18 protein-coding genes and 7 tRNA genes are annotated in these 23,991 nt (G+C 53.3%); 23 read left to right on the top strand and 2 right to left on the bottom strand.

Features of this window, described 5'->3' with window-relative positions; translation table 11 throughout:
* Positions 1–90 precede the first annotated feature (90 nt).
* The gene (nagE, locus tag ABLU86_RS02275; RefSeq protein ID WP_015704747.1) at positions 91–2,043 is read right to left on the bottom strand and encodes a PTS N-acetyl glucosamine transporter subunit IIABC; all 1,953 of its coding nucleotides are present in this window, start codon (positions 2,041–2,043) and stop codon (positions 91–93) included.
* A 314-nt stretch (positions 2,044–2,357) separates the two neighbouring features.
* Here nagE and nagB point away from each other — a divergent pair, with 314 nt between their 5' ends.
* From nagB to ABLU86_RS02215, 12 genes are all read left to right on the top strand, one after another.
* Positions 2,358–3,158 carry a glucosamine-6-phosphate deaminase gene (gene nagB, locus ABLU86_RS02270; protein WP_015367707.1) on the top strand — a complete coding sequence of 267 codons (801 nt, stop codon included), beginning with the start codon at positions 2,358–2,360 and terminating at the stop codon, positions 3,156–3,158.
* Between the two features lie 102 nt (positions 3,159–3,260).
* Positions 3,261–4,409: an N-acetylglucosamine-6-phosphate deacetylase gene (nagA, locus tag ABLU86_RS02265; protein ID WP_015367708.1), complete on the top strand. Its 1,149-nt coding sequence runs from the start codon at positions 3,261–3,263 to the stop codon at positions 4,407–4,409.
* Positions 4,410–4,417: 8 nt separating this feature from the next.
* A complete protein-coding gene (locus tag ABLU86_RS02260; protein ID WP_015367709.1) occupies positions 4,418–5,638 on the top strand; it encodes an N-acetylglucosamine repressor in 1,221 nt (406 codons plus the stop codon).
* A 45-nt stretch (positions 5,639–5,683) separates the two neighbouring features.
* Positions 5,684–6,436, top strand: a complete 753-nt coding sequence (locus tag ABLU86_RS02255) for an HAD-IIA family hydrolase (protein ID WP_015367710.1) — start codon at positions 5,684–5,686, stop codon at positions 6,434–6,436.
* Between the two features lie 279 nt (positions 6,437–6,715).
* A complete protein-coding gene (gene asnB, locus ABLU86_RS02250; protein ID WP_015367711.1) occupies positions 6,716–8,380 on the top strand; it encodes an asparagine synthase B in 1,665 nt (554 codons plus the stop codon).
* Positions 8,381–8,606: 226 nt separating this feature from the next.
* Positions 8,607–8,683, top strand: a tRNA-Met gene (locus tag ABLU86_RS02245).
* A gap of 8 nt (positions 8,684–8,691) precedes the next feature.
* Positions 8,692–8,776: transfer RNA gene (locus ABLU86_RS02240), tRNA-Leu, on the top strand.
* Between the two features lie 23 nt (positions 8,777–8,799).
* Positions 8,800–8,874: transfer RNA gene (locus tag ABLU86_RS02235), tRNA-Gln, on the top strand.
* A 36-nt stretch (positions 8,875–8,910) separates the two neighbouring features.
* A tRNA-Gln gene (locus ABLU86_RS02230) sits at positions 8,911–8,985 on the top strand.
* A gap of 23 nt (positions 8,986–9,008) precedes the next feature.
* Positions 9,009–9,085 (top strand) — tRNA-Met (locus ABLU86_RS02225).
* 45 nt (positions 9,086–9,130) lie between these two features.
* A tRNA-Gln gene (locus ABLU86_RS02220) sits at positions 9,131–9,205 on the top strand.
* A 35-nt stretch (positions 9,206–9,240) separates the two neighbouring features.
* Positions 9,241–9,315 (top strand) — tRNA-Gln (locus ABLU86_RS02215).
* 114 nt (positions 9,316–9,429) lie between these two features.
* On the opposite strand, the gene ubiF is transcribed toward ABLU86_RS02215, so the two are convergent.
* A complete protein-coding gene (gene ubiF, locus ABLU86_RS02210; protein ID WP_015367712.1) occupies positions 9,430–10,605 on the bottom strand; it encodes a 3-demethoxyubiquinol 3-hydroxylase in 1,176 nt (391 codons plus the stop codon).
* 170 nt (positions 10,606–10,775) lie between these two features.
* On the opposite strand from ubiF, the gene miaB reads away from it, so the two are divergent.
* The 11 genes from miaB to ABLU86_RS02155 all read left to right on the top strand — a co-directional run bounded on the left by miaB (position 10,776) and on the right by ABLU86_RS02155 (position 23,984).
* Entirely contained in the window at positions 10,776–12,200 is a 1,425-nt protein-coding gene (miaB, locus tag ABLU86_RS02205) for a tRNA (N6-isopentenyl adenosine(37)-C2)-methylthiotransferase MiaB (RefSeq protein ID WP_015367713.1), read from the top strand.
* 156 nt (positions 12,201–12,356) lie between these two features.
* Entirely contained in the window at positions 12,357–13,403 is a 1,047-nt protein-coding gene (locus tag ABLU86_RS02200; protein ID WP_015367714.1) for a PhoH family protein, read from the top strand.
* A complete protein-coding gene (gene ybeY / locus ABLU86_RS02195) occupies positions 13,400–13,873 on the top strand; it encodes an rRNA maturation RNase YbeY (protein WP_015367715.1) in 474 nt (157 codons plus the stop codon). The genes ABLU86_RS02200 and ybeY overlap by 4 nt, the downstream gene beginning before the upstream one ends.
* Positions 13,874–14,031: 158 nt before the next feature.
* On the top strand, positions 14,032–14,910 hold the full coding sequence (gene corC, locus ABLU86_RS02190; protein WP_015704743.1) for a CNNM family magnesium/cobalt transport protein CorC: 879 nt from the start codon (positions 14,032–14,034) through the stop codon (positions 14,908–14,910).
* A 22-nt stretch (positions 14,911–14,932) separates the two neighbouring features.
* Positions 14,933–16,471, top strand: coding sequence for an apolipoprotein N-acyltransferase (lnt, locus tag ABLU86_RS02185; RefSeq protein WP_348796173.1), 1,539 nt, complete (start codon positions 14,933–14,935; stop codon positions 16,469–16,471).
* Positions 16,472–16,899: 428 nt separating this feature from the next.
* Positions 16,900–17,811 carry an amino acid ABC transporter substrate-binding protein gene (locus ABLU86_RS02180; protein WP_015367719.1) on the top strand — a complete coding sequence of 304 codons (912 nt, stop codon included), beginning with the start codon at positions 16,900–16,902 and terminating at the stop codon, positions 17,809–17,811.
* Positions 17,812–17,974: 163 nt separating this feature from the next.
* On the top strand, positions 17,975–18,715 hold the full coding sequence (locus tag ABLU86_RS02175) for an amino acid ABC transporter permease (protein ID WP_015367720.1): 741 nt from the start codon (positions 17,975–17,977) through the stop codon (positions 18,713–18,715).
* Entirely contained in the window at positions 18,715–19,389 is a 675-nt protein-coding gene (gltK, locus tag ABLU86_RS02170; RefSeq protein ID WP_015367721.1) for a glutamate/aspartate ABC transporter permease GltK, read from the top strand. The genes ABLU86_RS02175 and gltK overlap by 1 nt, the downstream gene beginning before the upstream one ends.
* The gene (locus ABLU86_RS02165) at positions 19,389–20,114 is read left to right on the top strand and encodes an amino acid ABC transporter ATP-binding protein (RefSeq protein ID WP_015367722.1); all 726 of its coding nucleotides are present in this window, start codon (positions 19,389–19,391) and stop codon (positions 20,112–20,114) included. The genes gltK and ABLU86_RS02165 overlap by 1 nt, the downstream gene beginning before the upstream one ends.
* Before the next feature lie 364 nt (positions 20,115–20,478).
* Positions 20,479–22,152, top strand: coding sequence for a ShlB/FhaC/HecB family hemolysin secretion/activation protein (locus tag ABLU86_RS02160; RefSeq protein WP_108684417.1), 1,674 nt, complete (start codon positions 20,479–20,481; stop codon positions 22,150–22,152).
* 38 nt (positions 22,153–22,190) lie between these two features.
* The gene (locus ABLU86_RS02155; protein WP_047069374.1) at positions 22,191–23,984 is read left to right on the top strand and encodes a filamentous hemagglutinin N-terminal domain-containing protein; all 1,794 of its coding nucleotides are present in this window, start codon (positions 22,191–22,193) and stop codon (positions 23,982–23,984) included.
* The last annotated feature ends 7 nt before the right edge of the window (positions 23,985–23,991 follow it).

The following is a 23,991-nucleotide window of genomic DNA, read 5'->3' as shown; positions in this document are numbered from 1 at the left end:
GTATCTGTTGTTGGATATGGGGGTATTTGCTGCAAAAAAAAGCGGCGCAGGTTTCGCTGCGCCGCTGAGGCAAAACTCTACTCAGGAGCCTTACTTGCCTTTAATCTCGAACAACGGCGTTTGGCCGGCAACAACGTTACCCGTTGCCTGAATCACCAGCGCGCTGTAATCATCGCTGTTGCTGCAGACGACCGGACTGATCATCGAGCGGGCGTTGGCGTTAAGGAACGCCAGATCCATTTCCAGGATCGGCTCGCCGGCTTTCACCTGTGCGCCCTCTTCAACCAGACGTTTAAAGCCTTTGCCTTCCAGCGCGACGGTATCAATGCCCATATGGACGACGATTTCCGCGCCGTTATCGGTTTCCAGGCAGAATGCGTGGTTGGTGTTGAAGATTTTCACCACCGTACCGGCCGCCGGCGCGACAACGATGTTATCGGTCGGTTTCACCGCGATACCGTCACCAACGGCTTTGCTGGCGAAGGCTTCATCCGGCACCTGCTCAAGCGCCACCACTTCACCGGTGATCGGGGAAACCAGCGCTTCGACGGTTTTGGCGTTCGCGACCGCCTGCGGTTTGGCCGCAGGCGCGGCGGCTGGCGCGCTGTCAGTCGAAGCAGCCGCAGCAGCAACCGGACCACGGGCAACCACTTTCTTCATGGCGTCGCCAACGGATTCCGCTTTCGCGCCAACAATGACCTGGATGGTCTGTTTGTTCAGTTTCACCACCCCGGAGGCGCCGAGACGTTTACAGGCGGCATCGTTGACTTTCGCCGAGTCGCCGACGGTCAGACGCAGACGGGTGATACAAGCATCAATGGCTTTCAGGTTATCGGTACCGCCTACGGCTGCGATGTAGTTGGTCGCCAGCTGAGTCAGACCTTCTTCGGTGTTGCTGTTAGCTTCTTCAGTCACGACGTCGTCGGTTTTATCTTCACGACCCGGCGTTTTCAGGTTGAACATGCGGATAACCGCGCTGAACAACAGGAAGTAAACGAAGAAGAACACCACGCCCATCACCAGCAGCATCCAGACGTTTTTGCTGGCTGCCGGCAGGCTATACATCAACACGTAGTCGATAGCGCCCGCGGAGAAGGAGAAGCCCGCGTGGATACCCAGCGCCGTTGCGATGAACAGGCTGATACCGGTCAGGATAGCGTGCAGGAGGTACAGCAATGGCGCCAGGAACATGAACAGGAATTCCAGCGGCTCGGTCACACCAGTCAGGAACGCGGTGATGGCCACGGACAGCAGCATACCGCCGACCATCGGACGACGCTCTTTCGGCGCAGCCATGTACATTGCCAGCGCAGCGCCCGGCAGACCGAACATCATGATCGGGAAGAAGCCGGACATGAACATCCCCGCGGTGCCGTCACCGGCATAGAAGCGGTTGATGTCGCCGTGGAAGACCGCACCCGCGGCGTTGGTGAACTCGCCAATCTGGAACCAGGCGATGGTGTTCAGCACCTGATGCAGACCGGTTGGGATCAGCAGACGGTTAATGAAACCGAAGATACCGGAACCCAGCGCGCCCGCAGACACGATCCATTCACCGCCCGCATGAATAGCGTGCTGCACCGGCGGCCAGACATAGCCGAAGATGGCAGCCAGCACCAGACAGAAGAAGCCGGTAGCGATCGGTACGAAGCGTTTGCCGCCGAAGAAGCTCAGGAAGTCTGGCAGTTTAATGCCGGCCCAGCGGTTATAAACAGCACCCGCGACCAGACCGGTAATGATACCCGCCAGTACACCCATGTTAATTTCCGGGTTGATGGTGACCATCGCTTTGGTCATCACGAAATAACCTACCGCGCCGGCCAGCGCCGCAGAACCCGCGTTATCTTTGGACCAGCTTGATGCCACGCCGATGGCGAAGATCAACGCTAAGTTGTCAAAGATTGCCCCACCCGCTTGCGCGATGAAGGGTACGTTCAGCAGATCCGGTTGCCCGAATCGCAGCAGCAATGCCGCGACCGGCAGCACTGCGATAGGGAGCTGTAATGCCCTACCCAGCCGCTGAAAGAAACCTAAAATATTCATCTTATTCCCCCTATGAGACCCCGATGAGGCTCATTTCAAAGCCACTTTTTTATTGTGTAACAAGGTCGGATTTATCACTTACCGGCAAAGTGTGTGAAAAATTAATTCGTATCGCAAATTAAACGGGTATTTTTTGTGACTATAATCACCAAATATCGTATTCCCCCCTCCCTTTGACTGGCTAACATCGAAAACTTATTTTATCATTCAAAAAATCAACACGGATTGACCCCGGTCGGCGCAGTTGCTGCAATACTCTTCATAGTATGCTGGCGCCAATCCGCCGGGTTCTAATTTAACTATAGAGGTGAAGAATGAGACTGATCCCCCTGGTAACAGCTGAACAAGTAGGTAAATGGGCTGCCCGTCATATCGTTAACCGCATTAACGCGTTCAAACCGACCGCGGACCGTCCGTTCGTACTGGGTCTGCCTACGGGTGGTACGCCTCTTACCGCTTACAAAGCGCTGGTTGAAATGCATAAAGCAGGCCAGGTTAGCTTCAAGCACGTTGTTACCTTCAACATGGATGAGTATGTCGGCCTGCCGAAAGAGCATCCGGAAAGCTATCATAGCTTCATGCACCGCAATTTCTTTGACCATGTTGATATTCCAGCTGAAAATATCAACCTGCTGAATGGTAATGCGCCGGATATCGATGCAGAATGCCGTCGTTATGAAGAAAAAATCCGCTCCTACGGTAAAATCCACCTGTTTATGGGCGGCGTAGGTAACGATGGTCATATCGCGTTTAACGAACCGGCCTCTTCTCTGGCGTCCCGTACCCGTATCAAAACCCTGACCCATGACACCCGCGTGGCCAACTCCCGCTTCTTCGACGGCGATGTGGATCTGGTGCCGAAATATGCGCTGACCGTGGGCGTGGGTACCCTGCTGGATGCAGAAGAAGTGATGATTCTGGTGCTGGGCCATCAGAAAGCGCTGGCGCTGCAGGCAGCGGTCGAAGGTAACGTCAACCACATGTGGACCATCACCTGTCTGCAGCTGCATCCGAAAGCGGTTGTGGTCTGCGACGAGCCGTCCACGATGGAACTGAAAGTGAAGACCCTGAAATATTTCAACGAATTAGAAGCTGAAAATATTAAAGGTCTGTAATGTAGTCCGTCCCGCGCCCTGGCGTGGGACCATCTTTTTCTTTGTATGCAACGCCAGAACAATGCGAGTTGCGCTGGTGGGGCGTATATACCGGGGGTCGTAATGTATGCATTAACCCAGGGCCGGGTTTACACCGGTCATGAAATTCTCGATGACCATGCGGTCGTTATCGCCAATGGCCGTATCGAACGTCTCTGTCCGCTGGCTGATTTGCCGTCTGAAATTGAGCAACGCTCGGTCAACGGCGCGATTATTGCCCCCGGTTTCATCGACGTCCAGCTGAACGGCTGCGGCGGCGTGCAATTCAACGATAGTCCGGATGCGGTCACCGTCGAAACGCTGGAAATTATGCAGAAAGCGAATGAGCGTTCCGGCTGCACCAACTTCCTGCCGACGTTGATTACTTCCAGCGATGATCTGATGAAGCAAGGCATCCGCGTCATGCGCGAATACCTGCAAAAACACCCCAACCAGGCGCTGGGTCTGCATTTGGAAGGGCCGTGGCTGAATATCGTCAAGAAAGGCACCCATAACCCGGACTACGTGCGTAAACCGGACGCCGCGCTGGTCGACTTCCTGTGCGACAACGCCGACGTTATCACCAAAGTGACGCTGGCCCCTGAGCGCGTCGAGCCGGAAGTGATCCGTAAACTGGTCGCCGCCGGCATCGTGGTTTCGGCAGGTCACTCTAACGCTACGCTGAAAGAAGCGAAAATCGGTTTCCGCGCCGGTATCACTTTTGCGACACACCTTTATAATGCCATGCCGTACATTACCGGCCGTGAACCAGGTCTGGCCGGCGCCATTTTCGACGAGCCGGATGTCTACTGCGGTATCATCGTTGACGGCATGCACGTCGATTATGCCAACGTGCGTAACGCTAAACGCCTGAAAGGCGATAAACTGTGCCTGGTGACTGACGCCACCGCGCCGGCAGGGGCTAATATTGACCAGTTCATTTTTGCTGGTAAAACAATATACTACCGTAATGGTCTGTGCGTGGATGAAAACGGCACTCTCAGCGGTTCTTCGCTGACCATGATCGAAGGGGTACGTAACCTCGTTGAACATTGCGGCGTAGCGCTGGACGAAGTGCTGCGTATGGCGACGCTCTACCCAGCGCGCGCGATTGGCGTGGACAAGCAGCTCGGCAGCATTGCGCCGGGTATGGTCGCTAACCTGACCGCTTTCAGCCGCGATTATAAAATCATCAAGACCATCGTTAATGGTAACGAGGTCGTCACTGAGTAAGTAAAAGTATGACAGCAGGCGGACAAGCTCAAATTGGTAACGTCGATCTGGTAAAACAGCTGAACAGCGCGGCCGTCTATCGGCTGATTGACCAACATGGTCCCATCTCGCGCATTCAGATAGCGGAACAAAGTCAGCTTGCCCCTGCCAGCGTAACCAAAATTACGCGTCAGCTTATTGAGCGCGGCCTGATCAAAGAAGTCGATCAGCAGGCCTCCACCGGGGGGCGCCGCGCCATCTCTATCATCGCGGAAACCCGCAATTTCAACGCTATCGGCGTGCGGCTTGGCCGCTATGACGCCACCCTGACCCTCTATGATTTAAGCAGTAAGACGCTGGAAGAAGAGCACTTCCCGCTGCCGGAGCGTACCCAGGAAACGCTTGAGCACGCGCTGCTGAATATCATCGCCACCTTTATTGAAAATTGTCAGCGCAAAATCCGCGAGCTCATCGCCATTTCGGTCATTCTGCCGGGGCTGGTCGATCCGGAAAGCGGCGTTATCCGCTATATGCCGCACATTCAGGTAGAGAACTGGGGGCTGGTCGAAGCACTGGAAAAACGCTTTAACGTCACCTGTTTTGTCGGCCACGACATCCGCAGCCTGGCGTTGGCCGAGCACTATTTTGGCGCAAGCCAGGATTGCGAGGACTCTATTCTGGTGCGCGTACACCGCGGTACCGGCGCGGGCATTATTTCCAACGGGCGCATTTTTATCGGCCGTAACGGTAACGTCGGCGAAATTGGCCATATCCAGGTTGACCCATTAGGCGAACGCTGTCACTGCGGCAACTTCGGCTGTCTGGAAACCGTCGCCGCGAACGCCGCTATTGAGCACCGCGTCCGCCATCTGCTTGAGCAGGGCTATCAAAGCCGCATCACGCTTGATGACTGCAATATCAAAACCATCTGCAAAGCGGCAAATAAAGGCGATGCGCTGGCCTGTGAAGTGGTCGAATACGTTGGCCGTCATCTGGGCAAAACCATCGCCATCGCCATCAACCTGTTTAACCCACAAAAAGTGGTGATTGCCGGTGAAATCGTCGAGGCGGAAAAGGTGCTGCTGCCGGCCATCGAAAGCTGTATCAACGGCCAGGCGTTGAAAGCGTTTCGCCACAATCTGCCAGTGGTACGCTCGACACTCGATCACCGCTCCGCCATCGGCGCCTTTGCGCTGGTCAAGCGTGCGATGCTCAATGGCATCCTGCTACAGCATTTGCTGGAAAGTTAATCCAGCTTTATAGTTTCGCCTTTCGTTAATGATGTTGGACTGTCCATGACCATTCAAAACGTAATTTGTGATATCGACGGCGTGCTGATGCACGATAACGTGGCTGTTCCCGGCGCCGCTGAATTTATCAAACGCATCCTGGAAAAAGGCATGCCGCTGGTGATGCTGACCAACTATCCTTCGCAAACCGGGCAGGACCTGGCCAACCGCTTCGCCACCGCCGGTATCGAAGTGCCGGATACCGCGTTCTACACCTCCGCCATGGCCACCGCCGATTTCCTGCGTCGCCAGGAAGGTAAAAAAGCCTATGTGGTTGGCGAAGGCGCGCTCATCCACGAACTGTATAAGGCCGGCTTCACCATCACCGACGTTAACCCTGATTTCGTCATCGTTGGCGAGACCCGCTCCTTTAACTGGGAAATGATGCATAAAGCGGCTTTCTTTGTCGCCAACGGCGCACGTTTCATCGCCACCAACCCGGATACTCACGGCCGTGGCTACTACCCTGCTTGCGGTGCGCTCTGTGCGGGAATCGAAAAAATCTCCGGCCGTAAACCGTTTTATGTCGGTAAGCCGAGCCCGTGGATTATCCGTTCCGCGCTTAACAAAATGCAGGCCCACTCCGAGCAAACGGTGATCGTCGGCGATAACCTGCGTACCGATATCCTCGCCGGCTTCCAGGCGGGCCTTGAGACCATTCTGGTGCTCTCCGGAGTCTCCACGCTAGACGATATCGACAGCATGCCGTTCCGCCCGTCATGGATTTATCCGTCGGTCGCCGAAATCGACGTTTTTTGAGCCGAAACCACGTCCCTGGACGTGGTTTTTTATTTTTGGTGCCGCCAAAAATAGATTCATCTAATGAAAATGGCTTATCGCTAAACAATCATCAATAAAGCCGAGATAAACATACTCATTTTTCAACATCCGGCAATCAGCATTGCACTTTTTACTTTTCTGCCGGTAAATCTCTTGCGCCCCACTCTCCTTTACGGCATTTTCTTTAACACGCACTAAGACCTTGCAAGAGACGAGGTCTGCATAACATCACTACACGACAGGGTAACGGAGAAGGCTATGTGTTCTATTTTTGGCGTACTGGATATTAAAACTGACGCAGGCGAACTGCGTAAAAAGGCACTGGAACTTTCCCGCCTGATGCGCCACCGCGGACCGGACTGGTCCGGCGTTTATGCCAGCGATAAAGCGATTCTCGCCCACGAACGTCTGTCGATCGTCGACGTCAACGCCGGCGCCCAGCCGCTCTATAACCAACAAAAAACCCATGCGCTGGCGGTCAACGGTGAAATCTACAACCACCAGGCGCTGCGCGCCGAATATGGCGATCGCTACCAGTTCCAGACCGGTTCCGACTGTGAAGTGATCCTCGCGCTGTACCAGGAAAAAGGGCCTGAGTTCCTCGATGAACTGCAGGGGATGTTTGCCTTCGCGCTGTATGACAGCGAGAAAGACGCTTATCTGATTGGCCGCGACCATATCGGTATTATTCCGCTGTATATGGGCCACGACGAGCACGGCAACTTCTACGTCGCCTCTGAAATGAAAGCGCTGGTGCCGGTCTGCCGCACGATTAAAGAGTTCCCTGCGGGTAGCTACCTGTGGAGCCAGGATGGCGAAATTCGCCAGTACTATCAGCGCGACTGGTTCGACTACGACGCGGTAAAAGACAACGTCACGGATAAAAACGAACTGCGTCAGGCGCTGGAAGAGTCGGTGAAGAGCCACCTGATGTCCGACGTACCTTACGGCGTGCTGCTCTCCGGCGGCCTGGACTCGTCGGTGATTTCGGCCATTACCAAAAAATACGCCGCCCGCCGCGTTGAAGATCAGGAGCGCAGCGAAGCCTGGTGGCCGCAACTGCATTCATTCGCGGTCGGCCTCGAAGGCTCCCCTGACCTTAAAGCGGCGCAGGAAGTCGCAAACCACCTCGGCACCGTGCATCACGAAATTCACTTTACGGTGCAGGAAGGGTTGGATGCGATCCGCGACGTTATCTATCACATCGAAACGTATGACGTGACTACCATTCGCGCCTCGACGCCGATGTACCTGATGTCGCGTAAAATTAAAGCCATGGGCATTAAAATGGTGCTCTCTGGCGAAGGTTCCGATGAAGTATTCGGCGGGTATCTCTACTTCCACAAAGCGCCGAACGCTAAAGAACTGCATGAAGAAACGGTGCGTAAACTGCAGGCGCTGCACATGTTTGACTGCGCTCGTGCTAACAAAGCGATGTCCGCCTGGGGGGTAGAGGCCCGCGTACCGTTCCTCGATAAGAAATTCCTCGATGTGGCGATGCGCATCAACCCGCAGGATAAAATGTGCGGCAACGGCAAAATGGAAAAACATATTTTGCGCGAATGCTTTGAGTCCTATCTGCCAGCCAGCGTCGCCTGGCGCCAGAAAGAGCAGTTCTCCGACGGCGTGGGCTATAGCTGGATTGATACGCTGAAAGAAGTGGCGGCAAAACAGATTAGCGACCAGCAGCTGGAGACGGCAAGCTTCCGCTTCCCGTACAACACGCCGACCTCTAAAGAAGGTTATCTGTACCGCGAAATCTTCGAAGAGCTGTTCCCGCTGCCCAGCGCGGCGGAATGCGTACCCGGCGGCCCGTCCGTTGCCTGCTCTTCAGCGAAAGCCATCGAGTGGGATGAAGCGTTCAAAACCATGAACGATCCATCAGGACGCGCGGTCGGCGTCCACCAGTCAGCTTATAAATAAGCCATTCTGGCGAACAACGGACCCTACGGTGTCCGTTTTTTTTATGCCAAAATTGGCAAATAAAAACGATAAATAATCAATTCTTGCCGATTATTGCACCATGCTGTTCGCAACCTAACCAAACAGTCACATTACGACGATTTTCCTTGAAAAAGTGGTTGACGCTCGCAGGCCCAATACGCATAATGCGCCCCGCAACGCCGATAAGGTAACGCGAAAAAAAGATGGCTACGTAGCTCAGCTGGTTAGAGCACATCACTCATAATGATGGGGTCACAGGTTCGAATCCCGTCGTAGCCACCATCTTTTTTGCGGGAGTGGCGAAATTGGTAGACGCACCAGATTTAGGTTCTGGCGCCGCAAGGTGTGCGAGTTCAAGTCTCGCCTCCCGCACCATTCACCAAAAAGCGTTGCACGGATGGGGTATCGCCAAGCGGTAAGGCACCGGTTTTTGATACCGGCATTCCCTGGTTCGAATCCAGGTACCCCAGCCATATTTCTTCGATATTTGCGGTTAGCCGCGACGGTATTGGGGTATCGCCAAGCGGTAAGGCACCGGTTTTTGATACCGGCATTCCCTGGTTCGAATCCAGGTACCCCAGCCATCGAAGAAACAGCATGACAATTTGGCTACGTAGCTCAGCTGGTTAGAGCACATCACTCATAATGATGGGGTCACAGGTTCGAATCCCGTCGTAGCCACCATATTCAGGACTATCGGTTAATATCGGTAAATCCGTAAAAATTTGTTGGGGTATCGCCAAGCGGTAAGGCACCGGATTCTGATTCCGGCATTCCGAGGTTCGAATCCTCGTACCCCAGCCAAATTAAAAAGACGTTCCTCTGTGAACGCAGCCTGTTGGGGTATCGCCAAGCGGTAAGGCACCGGATTCTGATTCCGGCATTCCGAGGTTCGAATCCTCGTACCCCAGCCACTTATTAACAAAAAAGCTCACTTCGGTGAGCTTTTTTGCTTTCTGCGGATAGTCATCTTGCCGATGCAGGTACTGCAAAACTTTAGTCTGCAGCCCCCATCGGCAAATGCCCCTTTACAACCCTAATGCATATTTCAATGCCTGGCGCTTTAATACACCGGCACGTTCGGCAGCCATCAGGCCAATATTACGCAACACGCGCACCGGCGCTAAATCGTTGCTGAAGCCGGCATAGAACAGATCCATGCCGGATTGCATAATAAAGTTATCCGCCCGGCGCCGCGCCTGATAGCGCTTCAGCACCGGCAAGCTGGACCAGGCTTCCCCGCGCCCGCGGGCTTCCGCCAAAATATCCAGCAGCGCGTCAACGTCGCGATAGCCAAGGTTAACCCCCTGCCCCGCCAGCGGATGAATGGTATGCGCCGCATCCCCTACCAGCGCCAGCCCCGGTTGCACGTACTGCAGCGCATGTCGGCGGGTTAACGGGAAGGCGCCGGCGCTCATTGGCGTCACGCTGCCCAGACGTTTCGGGAAATGCGCGGTGATTTCCTGCTGCAGTTGGGTCATCGACATCGCCTGCAGCTGGCGGATGCGCGCCGGGGTGTCGTACCACACCAGCGACGCCCAGTTATCGAATAGCGGCAGGAAGGCGCGCGGCCCGCTGGGGGTGAACTGTTGCCAGGTGCTATCACCGGGATCGTCGGCGCATTGCACGCTAATTAGCATACAGGATTGCTGATATTGCCACGCCTGTACGCCGATGCCGGCCAGTTCGCGCACCTGAGAATTCGCGCCGTCTGCGCCGATCGCCAGTTGCGCCGTGCAAACGCTCTCATCGCTCAGGCGCAGCGAAACGCCCTGCGGCTCACGATGAAGCTCGCTTAACGTCACGCCAACCCGCAAGCTCACCTGCGGATGGGCTTCAAGCGCCTGCCACAGCGCCAGCTGTAGCACGCTATTTTCCACCATATAGCCAAGCTCAGGCAGCTTCAGCTCGGCGGCATTAAAGTCAACGTGCGCGCTTTCCCACTCCCAGGTTTCAAGACGACGATAAGCATGCGCGCGCATACCGCGCACCGCTTCCCAAACGCCGAGGCTTTTGAGCAAGCCGACCGACGACGCGCTGATCGCCGAAATACGCACATCCGGCGCCGCAGCGGCATCAAAGGCCGGAGGCGCGTGTTTTTCTATCACCGTCACCGAAAACCCGTGTTGCGCCAGCCCCAGCGCCAGCGCGCCGCCGACCATTCCGCCGCCGACGATGGCGATATCTGTTGCATGAATTGTCATGGCAATTATCCTTAAAGCTGATTTCCTTAAGTTTACCGGATTTTTTGCACCTTGCGGGGGATCGTGGTCGCACTGGTCAGGTGGCAACCAAAGCATTACAATGCGTACCCTGCAAACGAATTCTAATTCTTAACTTATACCCGTCTTTATAATTGAGCATGAGCAAGTCGATGACAAAAAAACTCCATATTAAAACCTGGGGCTGTCAGATGAACGAATACGATTCATCCAAGATGGCCGATCTGCTGGATGCCACCCATGGGTATCAACTCACAGAAGTGGCCGAAGAAGCGGACGTGCTGCTGCTCAACACCTGCTCAATTCGCGAGAAGGCGCAGGAAAAAGTGTTCCATCAGCTTGGCCGCTGGAAACTACTGAAAGAGAAAAAACCCGGCGTGATTATCGGCGTCGGCGGCTGCGTCGCCTCCCAGGAAGGCAAACTGATTCGCCAGCGCGCCCATTACGTTGACATTATTTTTGGCCCGCAGACGCTGCATCGCCTGCCGGAGATGATCGACGCGGTGCGCAATAACCATAAACCGGTTATCGACGTGAGCTTCCCGGAAATCGAAAAATTCGATCGCCTGCCGGAACCACGCGCCGAGGGGCCGACCGCCTTCGTTTCCATTATGGAAGGCTGCAACAAATACTGCACTTACTGCGTGGTGCCCTACACCCGCGGTGAAGAAGTGAGCCGTCCGTGCGACGATATTCTGTTTGAAATCGCTCAACTGGCGGCGCAAGGGGTGCGTGAAGTCAACCTGCTCGGGCAGAACGTTAACGCCTGGCGCGGCGAAAACTACGATGGCACGACCGGCAACTTTGCCGATCTGCTGCGTCTGGTCGCCGCCATCGACGGCATCGACCGTATTCGCTTCACCACCAGCCACCCGATTGAGTTTACTGACGATATCATCGAGGTCTATCGCGATACCCCTGAGCTGGTGAGCTTCCTGCATTTACCGGTGCAGGCCGGTTCCGATCGCGTACTGAACCTGATGGGCCGTACCCACACCGTGCTGGAATATAAAGCGATTATCCGCAAGCTGCGCGAAGCGCGCCCGGATATTCAGATTAGCTCCGACTTTATCGTCGGTTTCCCTGGCGAAACGACGGAAGACTTCGAAAAAACCATGAAGCTGATTGCCGAGGTTAACTTTGATGTCAGCTACAGCTTTATCTTCTCTGCCCGCCCGGGCACCCCGGCGGCGGATATGGTCGACGATGTTCCTGAAGCCGATAAAAAACAGCGCCTGTACATTCTGCAGGAGCGTATTAATCAGCAGGCGATGGCATGGAGCCGCCGCATGCTCGGCACCACCCAGCGTATTCTGGTAGAAGGCACGTCGCGTAAGAGCCTGATGGAGCTCTCCGGGCGCACCGAGAACAACCGCGTGGTGAACTTCGAAGGCACGCCGGATATGGTCGGTAAATTCGTCGACGTAGAAATCGTCGATGTCTACACTAACTCATTACGCGGCAAAATTGTCCGCACAGAAGATGAGATGGGACTGCGCGTCGTGGAATCGCCGGAATCGGTCATTGCGCGTACGCGAAAAGAAAACGATCTGGGCGTCGGCATCTACCAGCCGTAATCCCGGCAGGCCTGTCGGTTCCGGCAGGCCTTGCATTTCCCCTCCTCGCCCCTATATCTACAGCAATGCTTGCGCCATATTCCCGTGACGTGAATAATTTCCTTATTGGCCGGATGACGATTGTCCTCCGGCAACACACGTAATAAGAGGAACAGTTTGAACATAGAAACCCGTGAAATTACCCTGGAGCCAGCGGACAATGCCCGCCTGTTAGCACTGTGCGGCCCGTTTGACGACAACATCAAACAGCTGGAGCGTCGGTTGGGTATTGAGATCAACCGCCGCGACAATCACTTTAAACTGACCGGCCGCGCCATCTGCGTGCACGCCGCGGCCGATATTCTGACAAGCCTGTATGTCGATACCGCGCCAATGCGCGGCCAGATTCAGGATATTGAACCGGAACAAATCCACCTGGCTATTAAAGAAGCCCGGGTGCTCGAGCAGAGCGCCGAGAGCGTGCCGGAATACGGCAAGGCCATCAATATCAAAACCAAACGCGGGGTGATCAAACCGCGTACGCCAAACCAGGCGCAATACATCGCCAATATCCTCGACCACGACATTACCTTTGGCGTCGGCCCGGCGGGTACCGGTAAAACCTATCTTGCTGTCGCCGCGGCGGTCGATGCCCTGGAGCGTCAGGAAATTCGCCGCATTCTGCTGACTCGTCCTGCGGTCGAAGCAGGCGAGAAGCTCGGCTTCCTGCCGGGCGACTTAAGCCAGAAGGTTGACCCGTATTTGCGCCCGCTGTACGACGCGCTGTTCGAGATGCTCGGCTTTGAGAAAGTCGAGAAGCTGATTGAGCGTAACGTCATTGAAGTCGCGCCGCTGGCCTACATGCGCGGGCGTACGCTGAATGACGCCTTTATCATTCTCGATGAAAGCCAGAACACCACCATCGAGCAGATGAAGATGTTCCTGACCCGTATCGGCTTTAATTCGAAAGCGGTTATCACCGGCGACGTTACCCAGATTGACCTGCCGCGCAATACCAAATCAGGTCTGCGTCACGCCGTCGAAGTGCTGGCGGAAGTCGATGAAATCAGCTTCAACTTCTTCCACAGCGAAGACGTGGTGCGCCATCCGGTGGTCGCCCGCATCGTCAATGCCTATGAGGCATGGGAAGAAGCCGAACAAAAACGTAAAGCAGAACTGGCCGCCGAGCGCAAACGCGAAGCCCAGGAACAGGAGCAAAAATGAGTCAGGTGATTCTCGATTTACAGCTGGCCTGCGAAGACACCAGCGGTCTACCGGACGAAGCCCTCTTTCAACGCTGGGTGGATGCCGTGATCCCGCAGTTCCAGGAAGAGTCAGAGTTAACGATTCGCCTGGTGGATGTCGCCGAAAGCCACGAGCTGAACCTGACCTATCGCGGCAAGGATAAGCCGACTAACGTCCTCTCCTTCCCCTTCGAAGCCCCGCCGGGCATTGAGATGCCGCTGCTCGGCGATCTGATTATCTGCCGCCAGGTGGTTGAACAGGAAGCCAAAGAGCAGGAAAAACCGCTGGAGGCCCACTGGGCGCACATGGTCGTGCACGGTAGCCTGCACCTGCTGGGCTACGATCATATCGAAGATGAAGAAGCGGAAGAAATGGAAGGCCTCGAAACAGAGATAATGCTTGCTCTGGGCTATGAGGATCCGTACATTGCCGAGAAGATTGCTGAATAGTAACTTGCCGGATGACGTCGCAAGCGCCTTATCCGGCCTACATTCATGCGTATCCCAGGCCTGATAAGCGTAGCGCTATCAGGCAAAACATGCCGTACGACGCTGAGTTTGCGCGCGACGAGCGACAATTAAATCAACACGAGAACCCATACGACGCCATGAGCGACGACAATTCACACAGTAGTGACACAGTAAACAGCAAAAAGGGATTTTTCTCCCTCTTACTCAGCCAACTTTTCCACGGTGAACCCAAAAACCGTGATGAATTATTGGCGCTGATCCGTGACTCCGGGCAGAACGAGCTTATCGATGAAGATACGCGCGACATGCTCGAAGGGGTAATGGATATCGCCGACCAGCGCGTCCGCGATATTATGATCCCGCGTTCGCAAATGATTACCCTGAAACGCAACCAGACGCTGGACGAGTGCCTCGATGTGATCATCGAATCCGCCCACTCGCGTTTCCCGGTCATTAGCGAAGATAAAGATCACATTGAAGGGATTCTGATGGCTAAGGATCTGCTGCCGTTTATGCGCAGCGACGCCGAAGCTTTCAGCATGGAAAAAGTGTTACGACCGGCGGTTGTCGTGCCTGAAAGCAAGCGGGTTGACCGCATGCTGAAAGAGTTCCGCTCGCAACGTTATCATATGGCGATCGTCATCGACGAGTTCGGCGGCGTCTCTGGCCTGGTGACTATCGAAGATATTCTCGAACTTATCGTCGGCGAAATCGAAGACGAATACGATGAAGAGGAAGATATCGATTTCCGTCAGCTAAGCCGTCATACCTGGACGGTACGCGCGCTGGCATCGATTGAAGATTTCAATAAAGCCTACGGCACCCACTTCAGCGATGAAGAGGTCGATACCATCGGCGGACTGGTGATGCAGGCCTTTGGTCATCTTCCGGCCCGCGGCGAGTCGATTGACATTGATGGTTACCAATTCAAGGTCGCAATGGCTGACAGCAGACGTATTATTCAGGTCCATGTAAAGCTTCCTGATGATGCGCCGCAGCCGAAGCTGGAAGACTAATTTAACGGGACGATTAACCTAAATGGTATTTGCCTCTTTACTTGAACGCCAGCGCGTACGTCTGCTGCTGGCGCTGTTATTCGGAGCCAGCGGAACGCTGGCTTTTTCACCTTACGACTTCTGGCCAGCGGCGATTGTCTCGCTGTTTGGTCTGCAGGCGCTCACTCTCAACCGTCGCCCGCTACAGAGCGCCTGGATTGGCTACTTCTGGGGGCTTGGGCTATTCGGCACCGGTATTAACTGGGTTTACGTTAGCATCGCGCAGTTCGGCGGCATGCCGGGCCCGGTTAACGTTTTCCTTGTTGCTTTGCTGGCGGCCTATTTATCGCTGTACACCGGTCTGTTCGCCGGGATCCTCGCGAGACTATGGCCGAAAACTAACTGGATCCGTTTGGCCATCGCCGCGCCTGTCATCTGGCAAATTACCGAATTTCTCCGCGGCTGGGTGCTGACCGGTTTCCCGTGGCTACAGTTCGGCTATAGCCAGATTGACGGTCCGCTAAAGGGTCTGGCGCCGGTGATGGGCGTTGAGGCGATAAACTTTCTGTTGATGGTGGTCAGCGGCCTGCTGGCGCTGGCTATCGCGCAGCGCCACTGGAAACCGTTGCTGGTGGCGATAGTGCTGTTTGCCCTGCCCTTCCCGCTGCGTTATATCCAGTGGTATCAACTGCTGCCTGAGCGGGCGACGGAAGTCTCTTTGGTGCAGGGCGATATTCCGCAGGCGATGAAATGGGATGAAAACCAGCTGGTTAACACCCTGAAAACCTATCTCGATCTCACCCAGACGCATATGGGTAAATCGCAGCTGATTATCTGGCCGGAGTCGGCGATTCCGGATCTGGAAATCAATCAGCAGCATTTCCTCAGCATGGTTGATGACCTGATGCGGGCCAAAAATAGCTCGTTGATTACCGGTATTGTCGATGCGCGCCTCAATAAACAAAACCGCTACGATACCTACAACACCATCATCACGCTGGGTAAAGATAACCCGTACAGCTACGACTCGACCAATCGCTATAACAAAAACCATCTGGTGCCGTTCGGCGAATTCGTACCGCTGGAATCGATTTTACGCCCACTGGCGCCGTTCTTCGATTTGCCGATGTCCTCGTTCAGCCGCGGCCCTTACGTGCAGCCGCAGCTGGTAGCGCATAATCTGAAGCTTACGGCGGCAATTTGCTACGAAATCATTCTCGGCGAGCAGGTCCGCGATAATTTCCGCCCGGATACCGATTATCTGCTGACTATCTCCAACGATGCGTGGTTTGGTAAGTCAATTGGCCCATGGCAGCACTTCCAGATGGCGCGGATGCGCGCGCTGGAACTGGCGCGCCCGCTGCTACGCAGCACCAACAACGGTATCACCGCCGTTATTGGCCCGCGTGGTGAAATTCAGGACATGATCCCACAGTTTACCCGCGCGGTGTTGACCACTAAGGTCACGCCAACCACCGGCCTGACGCCGTATGCTCGTACCGGCAATTGGCCGCTGTGGGCGTTAACCGCCCTCTTTGGCTTTGCCGCGCTGGTGATGAGCCTGCGCCAGCGTCGACGCTAATCTTTTCCGCCGGGCAGCCGCCCGGCCTGCTCCCGGCGGCATTCGTCGCCGGCGGGCCTTCCCCGCTTTACGCTCTCCAGCGCCAATCTGGCACGTCCATTGCTTAATTTCATCCCTGTAGGCGATTTTGACCGCGGTTGTACTAGGGTTGCACCGAAAGCGTTCGCACTTCGCGCCACGTTGGTGCAACAACCCATTTTTGCCCACAAATGGTGCGGTGCGCTTCGCAAAAATAAACAATAACGCATCAAAATCTTTACATTAAGCCAAACTAAATGCTAACAAGCTCATACAAATACTGCACTTTAAGATTGCAGACGATTCCCGAAAGCGCCGCCTTACGGCAGTGCTCGCAGGAATAACAACACATACACACAATCACAATGGGTATCACTAGCGTCCCTGGCGTTAAGGATAAGGAGTTGGATATGCAATTACGTAAACTGGCCGCCGCAATGCTGGTCATGGGAGTGACCGCTGGTCTGGCGCACGCTGAAGATGCCGCCCCGGCCGCAGGTCAGAGCACGCTGGATAAAATCGCCAAAAACGGGGTGATCGTCGTCGGCCACCGCGAGTCGTCAGTACCATTCTCCTATTACGATAACCAACAAAAAGTGGTGGGTTACTCTCAGGATTACTCCAACGCTATCGTTGAAGCCATCAAGAAAAAGCTGAATAAACCCGATCTGCAGGTGAAACTGATTCCGGTCACCTCGCAGAACCGCATCCCGTTACTGCAGAACGGCACTTATGATTTCGAGTGCGGTTCCACCACCAACAACCTTGAGCGTCAGAAGCAGGCCGCCTTCTCCGATACCATTTTCGTCGTCGGCACTCGTCTACTGGTGAAAAAAGGTGGGCCGATTAAAGACTTCCCGGATCTGAAAGACAAAGCGGTAGTCGTCACTTCCGGTACCACCTCGGAAGTACTGCTGCATAAGCTGAACGACGAGAAGAAAATGAACATGCGCATCATCAGCGCGAAAGATCACGGCGACTCTTTCCGTACGCTGGAAAGTGGCCGCGCGGTGGCCTTTATGATGGATGATGCCCTGCTGGCCGGCGAGCGCGCAAAAGCGAAGAAACCGGATAACTGGGAAATCGTCGGTACGCCGCAGTCGAAAGAAGCCTATGGCTGCATGCTGCGTAAAGACGACGCATCGTTCAAAACACTGGTCGATGACACCGTTGCCCAGGCGCAGACCTCTGGCGAAGCGGCGAAATGGTTTGATACCTGGTTTAAGAACCCGATTCCGCCGAAAAATCTGAACCTGAACTTCGAACTGTCCGACGACATGAAGGCGCTGTTCAAATCACCCAATGACAAGGCTCTTAACTAATTAAAAAAACAGGGGCTCGATAAAGTAGCCCTCCCGATTGTTGCCTTTGCACGGACAGACTATACGGTGGCTGGTCGTTCCCCAGCCGCCGCGAATACCGAAACAAGCAGGGCAACAATCTTCGAGGGTAGCGCTGCTACCCTTTTTTTTCTGGAGTTTATTTATGTCAATAGACTGGAACTGGGGAATATTCCTGCAACCCGCCCCGTTCGGCAACACCACTTATCTAGGCTGGTTATGGAGCGGCTTTCAGGTTACCGTCGCGCTGTCGATTAGCGCCTGGATTATCGCTTTCCTCATCGGCTCGCTGTTCGGTATTCTGCGTACCGTCCCTAACCGCTGGTTAGCCGGGATCGGCACCTGCTACGTCGAACTGTTTCGTAACGTTCCACTGATTGTCCAGTTCTTTACCTGGTACCTTGTTATTCCGGAGTTTCTGCCGGAAAACATCGGCATGTGGTTTAAGTCGGAACTGGATCCAAATATTCAGTTCTTTGTCTCCTCAATGCTGTGCCTTGGGCTGTTTACCGCTGCCCGCGTCTGCGAGCAGGTCCGCGCCGCGATACAGTCCCTTCCTCGCGGGCAGAAAAATGCCGGCCTGGCGATGGGGCTGACCCTGCCGCAAACCTATCGCTACGTGCTGCTGCCGAACGCTTATCGCGTTATCGTGCCGCCGATGACCTCGGAAATGATGAACCTGGTAAAAAACTCGGCTATCGCTTCCACTATCGGTCTGGCGGATATGGCGGCGCAGGCGGGCAAGCTGCTGGATTACTCAGCCCACGCCTGGGAATCGTTTACTGCGATCACCCTCGCCTATGTATTCATCAACGCCGTAATCATGCTGGTGATGTATGTGGTTGAACGTAAAGTTCGCCTGCCGGGCAATATGGGAGGCAAATAATGTACGATTTTGACTGGAGTTCAATTGTTCCTTCCATGCCCTACCTGCTGGCAGGGTTGGTCATTACGCTGAAAATCACCGTCACGGCAATTATTATCGGTATCGTCTGGGGCACCATTCTGGCGGTGATGCGCCTGTCAAGCTTCCTGCCGTTGGCATGGTTTGCCAAAACCTACGTTAACGTTTTCCGCTCGATTCCGCTGGTGATGGTGCTGCTGTGGTTCTATCTGATCGTTCCCGGATTCCTGCAAAACGTGCTGGGGCTGTCGCCGAAAACCGATATTCGCCTGATTTCGGCGATGGTGGCATTTTCGATGTTTGAAGCGGCCTACTATTCGGAAATTATTCGCGCCGGGATCCAGAGTATTTCCCGTGGTCAGTCGAGCGCCGCGCTGGCGCTGGGGATGACCCACTGGCAATCGATGAAGTTGGTGATTCTGCCGCAGGCCTTCCGCGCGATGGTCCCGCTGCTGTTAACCCAGGGTATCGTCCTGTTCCAGGATACCTCGCTGGTGTACGTCCTGAGCCTGGCCGATTTCTTCCGTACCGCCTCCACCATTGGCGAACGTGACGGAACCCAGGTGGAAATGATCCTGTTCGCAGGCGCCGTTTATTTTGTATTTAGTCTCAGCGCATCGCTGTTGGTCAGTTGGTTGAAGAAAAGGACTGTGTAATGATTACCCTGAAAAATATTTCAAAATGGTATGGTCACTTTCAGGTGCTGACCGATTGCTCCACCGAAGTGAAAAAAGGCGAAGTGGTGGTGGTTTGCGGGCCGTCAGGCTCCGGTAAATCGACGCTGATTAAAACCGTTAATGGCCTTGAGCCGGTGCAGCAAGGCGAAATTATCGTTGATGGCACTCAGGTTAACGATAAGAAAACCAATCTTGCTAAACTGCGTTCCCGCGTCGGTATGGTATTCCAGCACTTTGAACTGTTCCCGCACCTGTCGATCATCGACAACCTGACGCTGGCGCAAATTAAGGTTCTCAATCGCGATAAAGAATCTTCGCGTAAAAAGGGGCTTAAGCTGCTGGAGCGCGTGGGTCTGGCGGCGCATGCGGAAAAATATCCGGCGCAGCTCTCCGGCGGCCAGCAGCAGCGTGTCGCGATCGCGCGCGCGCTGTGCATGGATCCGATCGCGATGCTGTTCGATGAGCCAACTTCAGCGCTAGACCCGGAGATGATCAACGAAGTACTGGACGTGATGGTCGAGCTGGCGAACGAAGGTATGACCATGATGGTGGTGACGCACGAAATGGGCTTTGCCCGTAAAGTAGCGAACCGGGTCATCTTTATGGATGAAGGTAAAATTGTCGAAGATGTCGATAAAGAAGCCTTCTTCGCCAACCCACAATCAGAACGCGCGAAAGATTTCCTTGCCAAAATCCTGCACTAAAATCCCAGCGCGCATGTCATGTGCGCGCCTTTTCTCTCTCGATAATGTGTGCCATATATTAGTGGTTTATTTTAATTGTTTTCTTATTAAACCAGTGAATAATTTAACACTCCCCCCTAACAAATCACATTCTAAATTAATTTAATTCATACAAAATTCAGTTTTCTTCGCATGGCTAAGCGTTACCGCCACCGCTAACATACCCCCCTTAAGAACAAGCCCTGGAAATATTTCCCAACACAAAACTTTCTGATAATAAAAAATAATATTTTTATGGATGACCCTATACCCTGAATAAGGCCGTGTTTTAAGCAAGCTTAGCAATACAGCATGCAAATTTAATGAAACAAATGGAACTTGCTTCATGTTTAATAAAAAAAATCTGATTCACACCCTGCTGATTGTGTTTTTGTGTCAGCAGCAGGTTTTCGCCAGTACGATAGTCTCCACCACGACTAACCAAAACGAGCAGGATAAAGCCCGTCAGGCGGCGCTGACACCACAGCAGCAGGCCGCCCAGGCTTCACTAATTAATACCGACCGACAAACGCTCACGTTTCCAAAGGAAGAAAACTGCAGGTTCATCAATAATATTCATATCGATTCTGCCGAGCCGAAGCTCACGCATCAGCTTCTGGACAACCTTACAGCTCAGGCTCTGCATCGTTGTCTGGGGATTAACGGTATTCAGCACCTCACCATGGCATTACAAAATGAGTTAATTGCCCGTGGTTACATCACTTCATTACTGACCATCCCGGAACAGTCATTGACGGAGGGCACATTAAGGCTCGAACTCGCTTATGGCAAAATCGGTGATATTTTCTGGTCAACGACAAGCGAGCAAACCACCAGCATCTGGAACAATATCCCCACCCGCACGGGAGATATCCTGCGTCTCACCGATCTCGAACAGGGAATGGAAAACCTGCGCCGCCTGCCAGGAAGTTCGGCGAATATGCAAATATTACCGGGACAACGGGAGGCAGAAAGCAATCTGCAGCTAACGCGTCGGCTGGATAAAAAATGGCAGGTGGGAGCCTGGATGGATGACGCTGGCAGCCGCGCCAGCGGTCGCTATCAGGCCGGAGGTGCGCTCTATCTTTATGATATCACCACCCTCAACGACATTTTCTATGTCTCAGGAGGAGGAGATATCGAGTTTAATCAACATAATGATGGTAACCAGAATGGCAGTCTGTATTACTCGATTCCCTTCGGTTACTGGGCGTTAGGTCTTTACGGTTCACAGAGCCAATATCGCCAGTTGTTCAAGGGCAACTGGTCGCAAACGGATTATAAAAGTAAAAATCGCTACTATAGCGCGACGCTGTCACGACTGCTGTCTCACACCCGTCAGCAAAAAACGTCGCTGGATTTCCGTATCTCAAAAAGTACATCACACTACTATTTTGGCGGTGAAGAACTTAGGGTGATGCGCAAACAGAACCCGACATGGGAGCTGACGCTACGACAGCAACGCTATTTCGATAAAAAAGTCGTCGCCGCCAGCCTGGGGTTACAGCGCCGCCTCCCATGGCTAAACTCCGTCGCCACACCGGAAGAAAAAGCAGGCCAGTTCAGTAAGCGCTCACGCGTAGTACATGCCGATTTGCAGGCCTTAATGAAATTCGATTTAACCGGAGATAGATTTAGCTATGCACCGCATTTTAATGCGCAATATAGCCCGGACATTCTCTCTTCGGATAACCAATTTAATATTGGCAACCGCTGGACGGTTCGCGGATTTGATGGCGAATATACTCTCTCTGGCAATCAGGGATGGTACTGGAGCAATGATTTCATCTGGGATATTGCCGGCCCGGAACAGCAATTCTATTTAGGATTAGATATTGGTCGTATTATCGGCAGTGAACAATATCGGCAAGGAAAAGTTATTTCAGGTGCCGTTAGCGGATTGCGCGGTGATATATTCTCAACACAATATGATTTTTTCATCGGCACACCGCTAAGTAAACCAGATAACTTTAGTAGTGACTCATTCAATATGGGTTTCTCATTGAAGTGGAAGTATTAACACAACCTATTTTTCACTATATTTAAAGGAATAAATTCATGTTTAAGTTTAAATTAACCTATGTTGCTTTAGCAGCAGCGTTAAGCTCGACGGTGGTGTACGCCGATCCGTCGACTTACACCCATCTATCAGGCGCAACGGTGGTTGATATTGAAGCGCCGAATGCTGCAGGCGTTTCGCACAACCTGTATCGTGAATTTAACGTTGGCAGCAACGGTTTAATACTCAATAACAGCGACAGCGATATTAATCATGCGACTTTTGGCAATATTGCTAAAAACAACAATCTGACTAATGGCGGCGCATCGGTGATCCTGAATGAAGTCACCTCCAATAAAGCCAGTTCATTAAATGGCTTCATTGAAGTCGCCGGGCTGAAAGCCGACGTGGTAATCGCTAACCCTAACGGTATTACCTGCTCCGGCTGTAGTTTCGTTAATACCAACAAGGCAATATTAACGACAGGTCAGGTGAATTTGACCGATGAAGGCGCTATCGGCAGCTATACCATCACCAATGGCAAAATCACCATCGGTGAAAATGGCATGAACGCCGCTAACAGCTATGCTGCTCTACTCGCCGACGCGATTAAAATTAATGGTAAAGTGCAGGCCAAGAACGCCCTTGTTAGTGCAGGTAATTTCACCATGGATAACAGTTCTGGCGCGGTGACCTCAGCGGGTAAAAAAGCGACCCTGCTCGAAATGACGATTAACCCGCAATACAGCATCGACGTCAGTAGTCTTGGCGGCATTACTGCCAACAGCATTAGCATGATTGGCAATAACATTGGTTTTGGCGTACGTAATAATGGCTCTATTATCTCAAACAGCTCACTGCAACTCACCAGCTACGGAAACCTGATAAATAAAGGGACGATAAAAGGCAACGGTCTGCTAAGCCAGGTTTCTACGGTCACAGGTATCACCAATGAAGGCAGTATCGGCGGAGCCAATTATTTAATGCTCTCCAGTGGGGATTATATCGTTAACGTCGGTTCTATCACTGGCGGTCAGCTAATTGCCACCGCTAACGGCAACATCACTAACGGCGACTCTGGAACGATGACCGGAACCAGTGGGTTAAGCCTGGCCAGCGGTGGAAAAATCCGTAATGAGGCTAAGGCCTCCCTGCTGTCGAATAACCAGATTTCCGCCACGGCAATAGGCGATTTTCTGAATGAAGGGAAAATCAGTGCTAAAAACACCACCCTTACTTTTGTTGGCGAGAGTTTTAAAAATACCGGGAACATTAATTCAACCGGCAACACCACCATTCAGTCTCTTAAGCAGGATGGAACCGTAAATGTCGGGGAAATCTACAATCTGGGTAATATCACTGGCGAAAACATCAATCTACAAACCAACGGCACGCTGGCGCAAAGCACCAGTGGCCGCATGGAGGCCACCAACGCCATTACCGCGCATAGCTACTGGCTGAATAACAACGGTTATATGAAAGCCGCTGATATTACTACCGATCATGGCACGATTAGTAACACAGGTACTATCACCGCGGCCAATGTCTCTCTGACAACTTATTATGATGTTACTAATGAAGGGACGATTTACAGCACCGGCGATCTGCTGCTGGACACCAAGTTAAAAGGCAATATCTATAACTACTCATTAATTCAGGCGAACGGCACCTTAACCATGACCGCGAAAAAGGTGGTTAACAGCGGTCGCGGCTGCGGTTGGTTGAAATTTAATACCTGTGATGTCGGCACCATCAGCGCCAACAAGATGGTCCTCAACTCCTCGCATAAATACGCCAGTGAGATGGGTGGTTATCAATACTTCAAGGTTGCGGAAATTAATACCGTACTGTAATGACTCA

The organism is Klebsiella sp. JN_Kp121 (assembly GCF_040062145.1).
Lineage (GTDB): Bacteria > Pseudomonadota > Gammaproteobacteria > Enterobacterales > Enterobacteriaceae > Klebsiella > Klebsiella aerogenes.
The sequence above is the reverse complement of the archived record's forward strand: the minus strand, read 5'-3'. Positions and strand labels throughout refer to the sequence as shown.

What these genes read in the sequence shown, in the direction of transcription:
- ABLU86_RS02155 (WP_047069374.1), top strand. Translation starts at nt 22,191, where the DNA reads ATGTTTAAGTTTAAATTAACCTATGTTGCTTTAGCAGCAGCGTTAAGC.
- lnt (WP_348796173.1), top strand. Translation starts at nt 14,933, where the DNA reads ATGGTATTTGCCTCTTTACTTGAACGCCAGCGCGTACGTCTGCTGCTG.
- corC (WP_015704743.1), top strand. Translation starts at nt 14,032, where the DNA reads ATGAGCGACGACAATTCACACAGTAGTGACACAGTAAACAGCAAAAAG.
- asnB (WP_015367711.1), top strand. Translation starts at nt 6,716, where the DNA reads ATGTGTTCTATTTTTGGCGTACTGGATATTAAAACTGACGCAGGCGAA.
- ABLU86_RS02175 (WP_015367720.1), top strand. Translation starts at nt 17,975, where the DNA reads ATGTCAATAGACTGGAACTGGGGAATATTCCTGCAACCCGCCCCGTTC.
- nagE (WP_015704747.1), bottom strand. Translation starts at nt 2,043, where the DNA reads ATGAATATTTTAGGTTTCTTTCAGCGGCTGGGTAGGGCATTACAGCTC.
- miaB (WP_015367713.1), top strand. Translation starts at nt 10,776, where the DNA reads ATGACAAAAAAACTCCATATTAAAACCTGGGGCTGTCAGATGAACGAA.
- ABLU86_RS02260 (WP_015367709.1), top strand. Translation starts at nt 4,418, where the DNA reads ATGACAGCAGGCGGACAAGCTCAAATTGGTAACGTCGATCTGGTAAAA.
- ABLU86_RS02180 (WP_015367719.1), top strand. Translation starts at nt 16,900, where the DNA reads ATGCAATTACGTAAACTGGCCGCCGCAATGCTGGTCATGGGAGTGACC.
- nagA (WP_015367708.1), top strand. Translation starts at nt 3,261, where the DNA reads ATGTATGCATTAACCCAGGGCCGGGTTTACACCGGTCATGAAATTCTC.
- nagB (WP_015367707.1), top strand. Translation starts at nt 2,358, where the DNA reads ATGAGACTGATCCCCCTGGTAACAGCTGAACAAGTAGGTAAATGGGCT.
- ybeY (WP_015367715.1), top strand. Translation starts at nt 13,400, where the DNA reads ATGAGTCAGGTGATTCTCGATTTACAGCTGGCCTGCGAAGACACCAGC.
- ubiF (WP_015367712.1), bottom strand. Translation starts at nt 10,605, where the DNA reads ATGACAATTCATGCAACAGATATCGCCATCGTCGGCGGCGGAATGGTC.
- ABLU86_RS02160 (WP_108684417.1), top strand. Translation starts at nt 20,479, where the DNA reads ATGTTTAATAAAAAAAATCTGATTCACACCCTGCTGATTGTGTTTTTG.
- ABLU86_RS02165 (WP_015367722.1), top strand. Translation starts at nt 19,389, where the DNA reads ATGATTACCCTGAAAAATATTTCAAAATGGTATGGTCACTTTCAGGTG.
- gltK (WP_015367721.1), top strand. Translation starts at nt 18,715, where the DNA reads ATGTACGATTTTGACTGGAGTTCAATTGTTCCTTCCATGCCCTACCTG.
- ABLU86_RS02255 (WP_015367710.1), top strand. Translation starts at nt 5,684, where the DNA reads ATGACCATTCAAAACGTAATTTGTGATATCGACGGCGTGCTGATGCAC.